The organism is Streptomyces mexicanus, assembly GCF_902506575.1.
Classification (GTDB): Bacteria; Actinomycetota; Actinomycetes; order Streptomycetales; family Streptomycetaceae; genus Streptomyces; species Streptomyces mexicanus.
Genome location: NZ_LR732544.1, coordinates 1223885 through 1236947, shown reverse-complemented (window position 1 = coordinate 1236947; position 13063 = coordinate 1223885). Strand labels below are relative to the sequence as shown.

Genomic DNA, 13063 nt, shown 5'->3' with positions numbered 1-13063 from the left:
CCCCCGAACCCCGCCGACGGCCGTGGCGTTGGACACACCTCCCGCCCGCCGAGGCGTGCCCCGAGGGGCCGGTCGAGGGCGCCGCGGCCCGGTGCGGTGCCGTCCCCGCTGGTCACAGCGGTGCCGGGAGCGGAGCCGGGACGCCTCCCCGAGGCGTCCACGGGTGTCCAGCATGCGGACACAGGTGCCGGGGTCGGGGTGCCGGTCTGGTTTACTGATCGCATGACCACGACGAGCTGCCGCACCCCTGCGACCGAGGCGACCCTGCCGCCCGGTGCTCGTTGTCTGTGTCCTGTGCGTCGAATGTGCGCCTTCTAGAGGGCCCCCGCACCACCTGAGCCTCGCGCCCCGAAGCGAGCGCCCGCTCCGGTCCGCGCCCGGTCAACCGGCGCCCGCGGCCGAGCCCCTCCCGCGCGCACGTCTCCGCCCGCCTTCCGCGCCGTTGCGGACCCGTGCCGCGCCCAGGCTGTACCCGACCCTGCACGCCGTGCCCGGCGCCCACGACGCGCCGCGTACTCGACAGTGACGGAAACCCACGTGATCACCACATCGGGCCTCACCAAGGTCTACCGCTCGCGAGGCCGCGAGGTCACCGCCCTCGACGGTGTCGACCTGCACGTCCGCGAAGGCGAGGTGTACGGCGTCATCGGCCAGTCCGGCGCCGGCAAGTCCTCGCTCATCCGCTGCGTCAACCTGCTGGAGCGCCCCACCTCCGGCACGGTCACCGTCGCCGGACAGGACCTCACCGCCCTGGCCGGGCGCGGTCCGCGGGCCGGCAAGGAGCTGCGGCGGGCGCGCAGCCGCATCGGCATGGTCTTCCAGCACTTCAACCTGCTGTCCTCGCGCACGGTTCAGGACAACGTCGAGCTGCCCCTGGAGATCCTCGGCACGTCGGGCAGGGAACGCTCCCGCAAGGCGCTGGAACTGCTCGACCTGGTCGGCCTCGCCGACAAGGCCCGGGCCTACCCCGCCCAGCTCTCCGGCGGCCAGAAGCAGCGCGTCGGCATCGCCCGCGCCCTGGCCGGCGACCCCAAGGTGCTGCTGTCCGACGAGGCCACCAGCGCCCTGGACCCGGAGACCACCCGCTCCATCCTGCAGCTGCTGCGCGACCTGAACCGGCAGCTGGGACTCACCGTCCTGCTCATCACCCACGAGATGGACGTCGTGAAGTCGATCTGCGACTCGGCCGCGCTCATGGACAAGGGCCGCATCGTGGAGTCCGGCACGGTCGGCGAACTGCTCGCCACCCCCGGCTCCCAGCTGGCCGCCGCGCTGTTCCCGGTCGGCGGCGACGCCTCGGCCGCGGACCGCACCGTCATCGACGTCACCTTCCACGGCGAGAGCGCCACCCAGCCCGTCATCTCGCAGCTCGCCCGCACCTACAACATCGACATATCGATCCTCGGCGCCGCCATCGACACCGTCGGCGGCCTCCAGGTCGGCCGGATGCGCATCGAACTGCCCGGCCGCTACGAGGACAACGTCGTGCCCGTCGGCTTCCTGCGCGAACAGGGCCTGCAGATCGACGTCGTCGGCCGGGACGACGCCCCGCGGCAGAAGGACCTGCTGATGAAGGAAGGTGCCAAGTGACCTGGTCCGAGATGCAGCCGCTGCTGTCCCAGGCGTGTTGGGACACGCTCTACATGGTCGGCTGGTCCACGCTCATCGCCGTCGTCGTCGGCCTCCCGCTCGGCGTCCTGCTCGTCCTGACCGACCGCGGCGGGCTGCTGCAGAACCTCCTCGCCAACAAGGTGCTCGGGCAGGTGGTGAACATCGCCCGCTCCATGCCGTTCATCATCCTCATGGTCGCCCTGATGAGCTTCACCCGCTGGGTCACGGGCACCACCATCGGCCGCGAGGCCGCCATCGTGCCGCTGGCCATCGGCGCCATCCCGTTCTTCGCCCGGCTGGTCGAGACGGCCGTGCGCGAGGTGGACGGCGGCCTCGTCGAGGCCGTGCAGGCCATGGGCGGCAACACCTGGACGGTCGTGCGCAAGGTCCTCGTCCCCGAGTCCCTGCCCTCGCTGATCTCCTCCGCCACCACCACCGTCGTCGCCCTCATCGGCTACTCCGCGATGGCCGGCACGGTCGGCGCCGGCGGCCTGGGCGACATCGCCATCCGCTACGGCTACCAGCGCTTCGAGACGCAACTGATGTGGATCACCGTGGCGATCCTCGCCGTGGTCATCTCCGTCATCCAGTTCGCCGGCGACCTCGCCGCCCGCTCCCTGCACCGCCGCGGCGGACGCTCCGGCCCGGCGCCCAAGCTGCGGCTGCTGAAGGCCGGGCAGCCCGCGGCGGCCGAGGAACCCGCCGCCGAGGAATCCGCTGCGGCCGAGGTGAGCAAGGTCGCCTGAGACCGCCCCCGGCGGCCGGGCCCGTCCAGGCGCCCGGTTGCCCGTCCCCGGACTCCCCGTCGACCCCAGACGGGGCGCACCACCCTAGGAAAGGCACTTTTCGTGCGTAACACCGCCAAGATCACCGCCACCGTCCTGGCCGCCGGAGCCCTCACCTTCGGGCTCACCGCCTGCGGCTCGGGCTCCGACTCCGGCAAGAAGGACGCCGACGCCGCGCTGACGGTCGCCGCCACCCCCACCCCGCAGGGCGAGATCCTCACCTACGTCAAGGACCACCTGGCCCAGAAGGCCGGCCTGAAGCTGGAGATCAAGGAGTTCACGGACTACGTGACTCCGAACACCGCCGTCCAGCAGGGCCAGGTCGACGCCAACTACTTCCAGCACAAGCCCTACCTGGACGACTTCAACAAGAAGAACGGCACCGACATCGTGCCGGTCCCCGGCGGCACCGTGCACCTGGAGCCGCTCGGCGTCTACTCCAAGAGCCTGAAGAACCTCGCCGACCTCAAGAAGGGCGCCACGATCGCCCTGCCCAACGACACCACCAACGAGGCCCGCGCGCTGAAGCTGCTGGAGGCCAACGGCGTCATCAAGCTCAAGGCGGGCGCCGGCTACCAGGCGACCCCCAAGGACGTCACCGCCAACCCCAAGGACGTGAAGTTCAAGGAGCTGGAGGCGGCCCAGCTGCCGCGCTCCCTCGGTGACGTGGACGCCGCGGTGATCAACGGCAACTACGCCCTGGAGGCCAAGCTCAGCCCCGCCAAGGACGCGCTCGCTGCTGAGTCCGCCAAGAACAACCCCTACGCCAACTTCCTCGCCGTGAAGAAGGGCAACGAGGACGACCCCCGCGTGAAGAAGCTCGCCAAGCTGCTCACCTCGCCCGAGGTGAAGAAGTTCATCGAGGACAAGTACGCCGGGGCCGTCGTCCCCGCGTTCTGATCCGGGCCGTTCGAACCGGTCGCACACCCGCGTCCGCCACACGGGGTCCGCTCCCTGCGCAGGGAGCGGACCCCGTGGTGCGCCGGGGTGCTCCGATGCTGCATGCTGGGCAGTTCAGCAGGCCCTGACGGTATTTTCCGAAGGTTACGGAGCGGCGCATGACGAGCACCTTCCCCACCATCTCCATCAGCACGGAGCGGTTGGTGCTGCGTCCCCTCGACGAGGACGACGTGCCCGCGCTGGCCGCCATGATGAACGACGAACAGGTCGCCGCCTGGACCGACATCCCCCAGCCGTTCACCGAGGAGCGGGCCCGCACCTGGATCACCGAGTACGCCCCCACCGAACGGGCCGCGGGCCGCGGCCTCGACCTCGCCGTCACCGAGTTCCTCACCCAGCGCCTGGTCGGCCTCGTCCAGTTGACCCGCACCAACTGGCACGTCCGCGCCACCGAACTGTCGTACATCATCGCCCCCTGGGCCCGCGGCGAGGGCTACGCCTCCGAGGCCGCGCTCGCCACCGCCCAGTGGCTGTTCACCGACCAGAAGTTCGAACGCATCGAGGTGCGCACCGCCGCCGGGAACACCGCCTCCCAGCAGGTCGCCCAGAAGATCGGCTGCATCAGCGAGGGCGTGCTGCGCAACGCCTGCATAGCCCACGTGCGCGCCGAGGACGGCACCTGGACCGACGTGCGCACCGACTTCATCGTGTGGAGCCTGCTGCCGGAGGACCTCGACGGCACGGGCGGGGAACTGGCCGGCACCGGCGACTACCCGCCGTTCCCGGACTGGAACTGACGGGACGGACGCCACGGCACCACCGCGGGGCGCCCCGGCGCGCGGCCCGAGGTGTCACCGGGTACTCTCACGGAGCCCGCCTGTGGGCGTCCCCCTGACGACCTGCGACATCCCCTGGAGACTGACGACGATGGCCGACCGGGTCACGGTGATCGGCTGGGACGGTTCGCCGCTGACCGAGGCGGCACGCGGCGCGCTCGGCGCCGCCACCCTGGTGGCGGGCGCCGCCCACCACCTGGCACTGCCCGAGGTGCCGCCCGCCGCCGAGCGCATCCGCCTCGGCAGCGTCGCCCTCGCCGCCCGCCGCATCGCCGCCCACCGCGGCACCGCCGTCGTCCTCGCCGACGGCGACCCGGGCTTCTTCGGCGTCGTACGGACCCTGCGGGCACCCGAGTTCGGCCTGGAGGTCGAGGTCGTCCCCGCCGTCTCCTCGGTGGCCGCCGCCTTCGCCCGCGCCGGCATGCCCTGGGACGACGCCCACGTGGTCGTCGCCCACAAACGCACCCTGCGCCGCGCCGTGAACGTGTGCCGCGCCCACACCAAGGTCGCCGTGCTCACCGCGCCCGGCGCCGGACCCGCCGAACTGGGCCTGCTGCTGGAGGGCGTCCACCGCACCTTCGTCATCTGCGAGGAACTGGGCACCGAACGCGAACAGGTCACCGTCGTCACCTCCGACAAGGCCGCCGACCACACCTGGCGGGACCCCAACGTCGTCATCGTCGTCGGCGGCCGGCCGGGCGCCGCCGAGGGCACCGGCTGGATCGCCGGCCGCGACCCGGCCGCCGGCCCCCGCGGCTGGACCCAGCCGGCCGAGGCCTACGGCGGCCACCTCGGCGAGGGCGAGACGGACCTGCTCCGGGCGGCCCAGCTGGCGCGCCTCGGGCCGCGCGTGGGCGACCTGGTGTGGGACATCGGCTGCGGCAGCGGGGCGTTCGCCACCGAGGCCGCGCTCGCCGGCGCCGCCGTCATCGCCGTCGACACCGACCCGGAGGCCTGCGCCCGCACCGAGGCCGCCGCCCGGCGCTTCGGCGTCCAACTGCAGGTGGTGCACGGCCACGCCCCGCACATTTTGGAGAGCCTGCCCGAACCGGACGTGGTCCGCGTCGGCGGCGGGTCGGCCGCCGTCGTCTCCGCGGTCGCCGACCGGCGCCCCCAGCGCATCGTCACCCACGCCGCCACCCGGGACGTCGCCGAACGCGTCGGCCGCGACCTCACCGAGCACGGCTACCGGGTCGAGTGCGCCCTGCTGCAGTCCGTCGAACTCGACACCCGCGCCTGGACGGAGACCGAGCGCAGCGTCGCGTTCCTGCTCAGCGGTGTCCTCCCGGACCGTGCCCCGTGATCGGATCGTCGTACCGCGCGGGGTAGGCTGGCCGATCGTTGTACCGCACCGGGTGGTCCGGGACTTCGGTCGTCATTGTTCGTCAATGTCCGGAAAACCCGCCCGTTTTGCGGGGGGTGTGGTACGGCAGAACCGGCGGGCGCGCAACGTGGCGCAGTCCACAGCGGACCGTGGCCGATCACGCTGTCGCCGCGGCCGGACGACCGCGACAATGCCACTCAATGGCTTTGTCGCCTTTTACGGGCGGGTCGTTCGTGCCGCTGGGCACGGACGCTCGTTCTTCACTGGGGGGCGGTCGGTGCGCCGTTCCCGGTGAGCTGGTCGTAGAAGCACTAACCGATGGGCGAGGGGTACGCATGACGGACACCGGCCAGGTCCCGGGCGAGGGGCTGCCGGAGAGCGCAGGCACGGTGGAGCAGCCGGGCGTTCCCGCGCACGGCGCGTACACCTACCTCTCCGAGTCTCCCGCCGAGGACGAAGACCTGCTGCTGCCGGGCCACCAGGGCGCGTGGGGCCACGAGGTGCCCCCGCCCGCCCCGGAGCCGGTCGCGGGCCCGGGGCGCGCGTCGCAACGGCCCGCCACCGGGCGGGACTGCGCCGGGCGGGCGGCCTTCGGCGTCGGGCTGAGCGTGGTGCGGGCCTCGGCGGGGGGGCGGGTGATGGCGGTATCGGCGCTGGCAGGCGACGGCGGGGGCGGCAAGTCGGGCCAGGCGATACGCTTCGGCCACCAGGCGCGCGCAGATTAGCCCGACGGCAAACTGTACGTGCGACAGACTCCGTGGGGACCGAAGCGATGGTTATGTTCTTGTTCCTGGTCGTCGCGCTCGCCGTCGTGGTCGCCGCGGTCACGCTCGCCGTGGTCGGCGGGGGCGAGGGGCGCATAACCCTCGCCCCCGCCCCCACCGACGCCGACCCGGCTCAGGTCCCGGCCGGCGACGGCGCCCCGCAGGCGCCCGGCCACGGTGAGCAGAGCGCCGCCGCGCCACTGCCCGGCAGCGTCCCGACGCAGCCCCAGCCCGGCCTGACCCTCGGCCAGTTCGTGCCCGTCGAGGGCTCGGTGCCCACGACCCCGCACCTGGCCCCCACGCCGCCGCAGCCGCTCGCCGTGCCCGCGCACCCGACGGCAGCGCAGGACGAGGGCGCCGTCCCCGTCCCGCGCGAGGGCGACGCGGTCGCCGCCGTACCCGGCGACGAGCCCGGGCCCGAGGCGGCCCAGAACGCGGACGACCTGGACACCCGGGTCGCCGACCAGGAAGAACCCCAGGAAGAGAGCACGGCCGCAGTGGCACCAGCACGACAGTCCACCGGTCCGGCCGCGCCCGGCTACGACGAGGCCGAGCGCGAGGCCGTGCTCAAGGTGATGCGCGAGCGCCGCGACATCCGCAACGGCTTCCGCAGCGACCCGATCCCGCACGAGGTGCTGCTGCGGGTCCTGGAGGCCGCCCACACCGCGCCCAGCGTCGGCCACTCCCAGCCGTGGGACTTCGTCGTCATCCGCTCCGCCGAGACCCGGCAGGCGATGCACGAACTGGCCATGCGGCAGCGCGACGCGTACGCCAAGTCGCTGCCGAAGGGCCGGGCCAAGCAGTTCAAGGAACTGAAGATCGAGGCCATCCTCGACACCCCGGTCAACATCGTCGTCACCGCCGACCCGACCCGCGGCGGCCGCCACACCCTCGGCCGGCACACCCAGCCGCAGATGGCGCCGTACTCCGCCGCGCTCGCCGTGGAGAACCTCTGGCTCGCCGCCCGCGCCGAGGGCCTCGGCGTCGGCTGGGTCAGCTTCTTCGACGAGCGGGAGATGGTCCGCGCCCTCGGCCTGCCCGAGCACCTGGAGGTCATCGCCTACCTGTGCGTCGGGTACGTCGACGAATTCCCGGACGAGCCCGAGCTGATGCAGGCCGGCTGGTCCAAGCGCCGCCCGCTGTCCTGGGTGGTGCACGAGGAGACCTACGGCCGCCGCGCCCTGCCCGGAGAGGAACCCCACGACCTGCTCGCCGAGACCGTCGCACAGATCCGCCCGCTGGACGCCAAGGCGCTCGGCGAGGCCTGGGAGCGACAGAAGAGGATGACCAAGCCGGCCGGTGCGCTCGGCATGCTGGAGATCATCTCCGCGCAGCTGTGCGGCCTGTCCCGGCAGTGCCCGCCGCCCATCCCCGAGCCCGCCGCCGTCGCGATCTTCGCCGGTGACCACGGTGTGCACGCCCAGGGCGTCACCCCGTGGCCGCAGGAGGTCACCGGTCAGATGGTGGCCAACTTCCTCGGCGGGGGAGCGGTCTGCAACGCCTTCGCGAGCCAGGTGGGCGCCGAGGTGTGCGTCGTCGACGTGGGTGTCGCCGCCGACCTGCCGGCCACGCCGGGTCTGCTGCCGCGCAAGATCCGGGGCGGCACGTCCGACATGACCGCGGGCTGCGCGATGACCCGCGAGGAGGCCAAGCAGGCCATCGAGGTCGGCATCGAGACGGCCCGCGACCTGGTGGCGGCCGGCAACAAGGCGCTGCTCACCGGTGAGATGGGCATCGCCAACACCACCGCCTCCGCGGCCCTGATCTCCGTCTTCACCGGCGCCGACCCCGCCGAGGTCACCGGCCGCGGCACCGGCATCAACGACGAGACGCTGGCCCGCAAGACCGAGGTGGTGCGCCGCGCCCTGGAGCTGCACCAGCCGGACCCGGCCGACCCGATCGGCGTCCTCGCCGCGGTCGGCGGCTTCGAGCACGCGGCGATGGTCGGCCTGCTGCTCGGCGGCGCCTCCCTGCGCACCCCGGTGATCCTGGACGGGGTCAGCGCGGGCGCGGCGGCGCTGGTCGCCCGCGCCATCGCGCCGGAGGTGCTGGCCGCCTGCATCGCCGGTCATCGCAGCGCCGAGCCCGGCCACGTCGCCGCCCTGAACAAGCTCGGGCTGCGTCCGCTGGTCGACCTCGACCTGCGCCTGGGCGAGGGCACGGGCGCCCTGCTCGCGCTGCCGCTGGTGCAGTCCACGGCACGGGCGATGCACGAGGTGGCGACCTTCGACTCGGCAGGCGTCACCGAAAAGTAGCTGGCGCCCCCGACAGGCGTCCCCGGTGGGCGCCCTCGGCGGGCATCGCCAGGAGGCGTCCCCCGGCGGGCGCCCCCGGCGCGGGCCTCGCCGGCACGCGTCACCACGCGGCAGGCACGGGCCGGGCGTCACGGGGCGTCGCACCGACGCCCCGACGCGCGACGCGCCGAGGACGCCCACCCCAGCCCGGCGGCCCGGGCGGCCCGGTGTCCAGCCGCCGGACCACCCGTGCCGCCTGCCCCGCCGGCACCGTAAAATCCGCACGTCAGGGCCGCTCCGCAGGTGCAGCGGGCCCACCGCACAGCCACAAGAGGAGCCGTCCCTCATGGCCGAACACCCCGCCTACCCCGTAGGACTCCGCCTGACCGGCCGCCGCGTGGTCGTCCTCGGCGGCGGGCAGGTCGCCCAGCGCCGCCTGCCCGCGCTCGTCGCGGCCGGCGCGGACGTCGTGCTCGTCTCGCCCGAGGCGACCCCCTCGGTCGAGGCCATGGCGGACGCGGGCGAGATCACCTGGGCCAGGCGCCCCTACCAGGACGGCGACCTCGCCGACGCCTGGTACGCGCTGATCGCCACCAGCGACCCGGACGCGAACGCCCGCGCCTCCGCCGAGGCCGAACGCCACCGCGTGTGGTGCGTCCGCTCCGACGACGCCGACGCGGCGACCGCCTGGACCCCGGCCACCGGCCACAGCGAGGGCGTCACCGTGGCCGTGCTCACCACCAGCGCCCGCGGCCGCGACCCGCGGCACACCGCCGCCATCCGCGACGCGGTCGTCGAGGGCCTGCGCGACGGCACCCTGGTCGCCCCGCACCACCGCACCCGCACCCCCGGCGTCGCCCTGGTCGGCGGCGGCCCCGGCGACCCCGACCTGATCACGGTGCGCGGCCGCCGCCTGCTCGCCGAGGCCGACGTGGTCATCGCCGACCGCCTCGGCCCGCGCGACCTGCTCGCCGAACTCCCGCCGCACGTCGAGGTGATCGACGCGGCGAAGATCCCCTACGGCCGGTACATGGCCCAGGAGGCCATCAACAACGCCCTCATCGAGCACGCCAAGCAGGGCAAGTCGGTGGTCCGGCTCAAGGGCGGCGACCCGTTCGTCTTCGGCCGGGGCATGGAGGAGGTCCAGGCGCTCGCCGAGGCCGGCATCCCCTGCACGGTGGTCCCGGGCATCTCCAGTTCCATCTCGGTCCCCGGCGCGGCCGGCATCCCGGTCACCCACCGGGGTGTGGCCCACGAGTTCACCGTGGTCAGCGGGCATGTGGCGCCCGACGACGAGCGTTCGTTGGTCGACTGGCCGTCGCTGGCCCGGCTCACCGGCACCCTCGTGATCCTCATGGGCGTCGACAAGATCGGCCGGATCGCCGAGACGCTGATCGCGCACGGCAGGTCCCCCGACACCCCCGTCGCCCTGGTCCAGGAGGGCACCACGGCCGCCCAGCGCCGTGTCGACGCCACCCTCGCCACGGTCGCGGAGACCGTGCGCGCCGAGGACGTCAAGCCCCCCGCGGTCATCGTCGTCGGCGCGGTCGTCACGGTCGGCCCGGCCACCGCCGGATAGCCCCGACCCGCCCGCACCAGTCGGCATCCCCTCCCGTCAGGACAAGGCAGCATCCCCCGTGGCCGAACTCATCACCGTCGAGGACCCCGACGACCCGCGCCTGCACGACTACACCGGCCTGACCGACGTGGAACTGCGCCGCAGGCGCGAACCCGCCGAGGGCCTGTTCGTCGCCGAGGGCGAGAAGGTCATCCGCCGCGCCCGGGACGCCGGGTACGCGATGCGGTCGATGCTGCTGACCCCGAAGTGGGCCGACGTCATGCGCGACGTCATCGACGACACCCCGGCACCGGTCTACGTGGTCAGCCCCGGCCTGGCCGAGCAGGTCACCGGCTACCACGTGCACCGCGGCGCCCTCGCCTCCATGCGGCGCAGGCCCCTGCCCGCGGCGGCCGACGTGCTGCGCACGGCCCGCCGGGTGGCGGTCCTGGAATCGGTCAACGACCACACCAACATCGGTGCCGTCTTCCGGTCGGCCGCGGCGCTCGGCATGGACGCCGTCCTGCTCTCCCCGGACTGCGCCGACCCGCTCTACCGCCGCAGCGTGAAGGTCTCCATGGGCGCGGTCTTCGCCGTGCCCCACGCCCGCCTGGACCCCTGGCTCGACGGACTCGCCGCGGTCCGCGCGGCCGGCTTCCGGCTCCTCGCCCTGACCCCCGGCGAGCGGGCGACGCCGCTGGACGAGGCCGCCCGGCACCGCATGGACCGGGTCGCCCTGATGCTCGGCGCCGAGGGGACGGGCCTGTCCGCCAAGGCCCTGGGCGCCGCCGACACCCAGGTCCGCATCCCCATGGCCCACGGCGTGGACTCCCTCAACGTGGCGGCGGCGGCCGCGGTCGCCTTCTACGCGGTGGCGACGGGCCGTCCCGCTGCTGTTCGGGGTGGGCGGAGCGCAGCGTGTCCGGGCAGGTGTCCGCGAGCCGGCCGGTCGGCACGTCGGCCTCGGCGGCGCGCGGTGCGGGCGGACGCAACTCGCCCAGCCCCTGCGCCTCGCGCGCGGCGATCTCCTTCAGCCGCAGCGACAGCTGCAGCGTGCTGGGCCGCTCCTCGGGATCCTTCGCCAGGCAGGCCCGCACCAGCGGGGCCAGCGCGTCCGGCACACCGCGCAGCTGCGGCTCCTCGTGCACCACGCGGTAGAGCATCACCTCCGAGCTGCCGTGCCCGAAGGGCGAGTCGCCGGTGGAGGCGTACGCCAGCGTCGCGCCCAGCGAGAAGACGTCGGTGGCCGGGGTGACGGCGGCGCCCCGCACCTGCTCGGGCGCCAGGAAGCCGGGGGAGCCGACCGCGGTGCCCACATGGGTGAGCGTGGAGGCGCCGGTGGCCCAGGCGATGCCGAAGTCGATGATCCGCGGGCCCTTGGGGGAGAGCAGGATGTTGGAGGGCTTCAGGTCGCGGTGCACCACCCCGGCCTCGTGCACGGCGACCAGCCCCTCCGACAGGGCCGCCCCGATCGCCGCCACCTCCGCCGCGCCCAGCGGGCCGTCGTCGGCCACCTTGTCGTGCAGCGACGGGCCGGGCACGTACTGCGTGGCGAACCAGGGCCGTTCCGCCTCCAGGTCCGCGGCCACCAGCCGGGCCGTGCAGCCGCCCCGGATCCGGCGGGCCGCCGAGACCTCGCGCGCGAACCGGGACCGGAACTCCTGGTCCTCCGCCAGATCCGGCCGGATGACCTTCAGCGCGACCCGCTGGCCCTTCCGGTCGGAGCCGAGGTAGACCACGCCCATCCCGCCCGCGCCGAGCCGTCGGTGAAGCCTGAACGAGCCGACGACGCGCGGGTCCTCGCGCCTCAGGCGCATCATCGCCATGTTCATCCCCGCTGCCCGGTCCCTGTGACGAGCCACAGCTTACGTACCCGGGGCCGCTCGCGCGCAGAGGCCGCGCCCTGCCGACCCGATCGATTGTCGGTGCCCGGCTGCGGAGGTGAAGGCCGGTCAGGACCGGTCGGCACACAGCCCGTTCGGGCGCGGTCCCCTGTCAACACCCCTCCGGGGCATGGCCCTTGGGTGCGCGGACCAGGAGGGTTCGGGCAGGTGGGCGCACGGGTGCGACACGGTGCGCGGGTGTGAAGAAGGGGCGAACGGAACGTTCCGCCCACCGCGACCGCAGACCCCCGGCGCCCCCGCGGACGTGATCGAAGTCACCGGATCCGGCCGCAGGACCGGGACGCCCCGGGTGCCCCCTCCGGGATGACCCCGAGACGGGGGAGCGCGTCTCCACCCTGGGGAGTACCCGACACGGCACGGCTCATCCTCCGGGAGGCCCGGCAAGCGGTACGAGGGCATGACGTCTCCGGGCCGCCGCGCCCCTAGATTTGAGGTCAAGCGGCGGGTGCAGCACTCGCCCCCCGAGGTCAGCCCCCCGCCGCTGCCGACGACAACCGACACGGTCAGGAGAGGGACCATGGCCCAGGCGGCATCGCGGACACCGTTCCGCCGGCCGGGACGCCTCGAGCGCCCTCGCCGTACGGGCCGCCGCCACCCCCTGGTGGCGACGGCGATGGCCCTTCCCCTGGCGGCCCTGCTCCTGCTCGTCTTCGACGGCTGGAACACAGTGGCCACACAGGCGTCGTCCGTGGGCGTGATGCTGGGGCGCTGAGCGGCGACCCCAGGCCCGGAAGAGCGGTCCGGGCGGGGACATCCACCCATGAAACCCCGTGGGGACGGGGGTGCGGCGGACGGCAAGAATGCCGGCGCAGCTGGGGAGCTGCGCCGGCATTGTCGTCCCCGCGCACACAGCACGCCCCGGCCGCGCCGTACCGCGCCCCGGGGCCACGGCATGATCCACGTGATCCGCCGGACCAGGCCGAACCCCGCGGCCGCCACCGCATCCCAGGGAGCCCCGTGACCGCCGACACCCTGCTGCCGCAGCTGGCCGCGCAGGCCGGACGAGCCGCCCACCGCGCCGCGGACGGCTGTCCCTGCACCGCGGCGGTCCTCGCCGACCGCCCCGACGCCACGGTCGTCCGCCACGCCGGCACCGTCGCGAAGGCCCACGCACCCGGCACGGACCCCGCCGCCCTCGCCCTGCGCC

At 74.0% G+C, this 13063-nt stretch carries 9 protein-coding genes and 3 pseudogenes; 11 read left to right on the top strand and 1 reads right to left on the bottom strand.

Features of this window, described 5'->3' with window-relative positions; all coding sequences use genetic code 11:
- Window positions 1–537: 537 nt before the first annotated feature.
- The 9 genes and pseudogenes from GV126_RS05640 to GV126_RS35665 all read left to right on the top strand — a co-directional run.
- Window positions 538–1590, top strand: coding sequence for a methionine ABC transporter ATP-binding protein (locus tag GV126_RS05640; RefSeq protein ID WP_159663214.1), 1053 nt, complete (start codon window positions 538–540; stop codon window positions 1588–1590).
- Window positions 1587–2357, top strand: a complete 771-nt coding sequence (locus tag GV126_RS05635; protein ID WP_159663212.1) for a methionine ABC transporter permease — start codon at window positions 1587–1589, stop codon at window positions 2355–2357. Before GV126_RS05640 ends, GV126_RS05635 begins: the two co-directional genes overlap by 4 nt.
- Window positions 2358–2459: 102 nt before the next feature.
- Window positions 2460–3296 carry a MetQ/NlpA family ABC transporter substrate-binding protein gene (locus GV126_RS05630; RefSeq protein WP_159663210.1) on the top strand — a complete coding sequence of 279 codons (837 nt, stop codon included), beginning with the start codon at window positions 2460–2462 and terminating at the stop codon, window positions 3294–3296.
- 158 nt (window positions 3297–3454) lie between these two features.
- The gene (locus GV126_RS05625; protein ID WP_159663208.1) at window positions 3455–4093 is read left to right on the top strand and encodes a GNAT family N-acetyltransferase; all 639 of its coding nucleotides are present in this window, start codon (window positions 3455–3457) and stop codon (window positions 4091–4093) included.
- Window positions 4094–4223: 130 nt separating this feature from the next.
- Window positions 4224–5435, top strand: a complete 1212-nt coding sequence (gene cbiE, locus GV126_RS05620; protein WP_159673350.1) for a precorrin-6y C5,15-methyltransferase (decarboxylating) subunit CbiE — start codon at window positions 4224–4226, stop codon at window positions 5433–5435.
- Window positions 5436–5791: 356 nt separating this feature from the next.
- Window positions 5792–5987: pseudogene (locus GV126_RS37605) on the top strand (hypothetical protein); the annotation flags it as partial.
- 226 nt (window positions 5988–6213) lie between these two features.
- The gene (gene cobT / locus GV126_RS05610; RefSeq protein WP_438947828.1) at window positions 6214–8475 is read left to right on the top strand and encodes a nicotinate-nucleotide--dimethylbenzimidazole phosphoribosyltransferase; all 2262 of its coding nucleotides are present in this window, start codon (window positions 6214–6216) and stop codon (window positions 8473–8475) included.
- A 325-nt stretch (window positions 8476–8800) separates the two neighbouring features.
- Window positions 8801–10033 carry a uroporphyrinogen-III C-methyltransferase gene (gene cobA / locus GV126_RS05605; protein ID WP_159663206.1) on the top strand — a complete coding sequence of 411 codons (1233 nt, stop codon included), beginning with the start codon at window positions 8801–8803 and terminating at the stop codon, window positions 10031–10033.
- 58 nt (window positions 10034–10091) lie between these two features.
- Window positions 10092–10907: pseudogene (locus tag GV126_RS35665) on the top strand (TrmH family RNA methyltransferase); the annotation flags it as partial.
- On the opposite strand, the gene GV126_RS05600 reads toward GV126_RS35665, so the two are convergent.
- Complete coding sequence (locus GV126_RS05600; RefSeq protein ID WP_438947871.1) at window positions 10846–11829, bottom strand: serine/threonine-protein kinase; 984 nt, start codon at window positions 11827–11829, stop codon at window positions 10846–10848. The pseudogene GV126_RS35665 and the gene GV126_RS05600 sit on opposite strands and share 62 nt — an antisense overlap.
- A gap of 604 nt (window positions 11830–12433) precedes the next feature.
- Here GV126_RS05600 and GV126_RS05595 point away from each other — a divergent pair.
- Window positions 12434–12628, top strand: a complete 195-nt coding sequence (locus GV126_RS05595) for a hypothetical protein (RefSeq protein ID WP_159663204.1) — start codon at window positions 12434–12436, stop codon at window positions 12626–12628.
- 245 nt (window positions 12629–12873) lie between these two features.
- Window positions 12874–13063: pseudogene (locus GV126_RS05590) on the top strand (aminoglycoside phosphotransferase family protein); the annotation flags it as partial.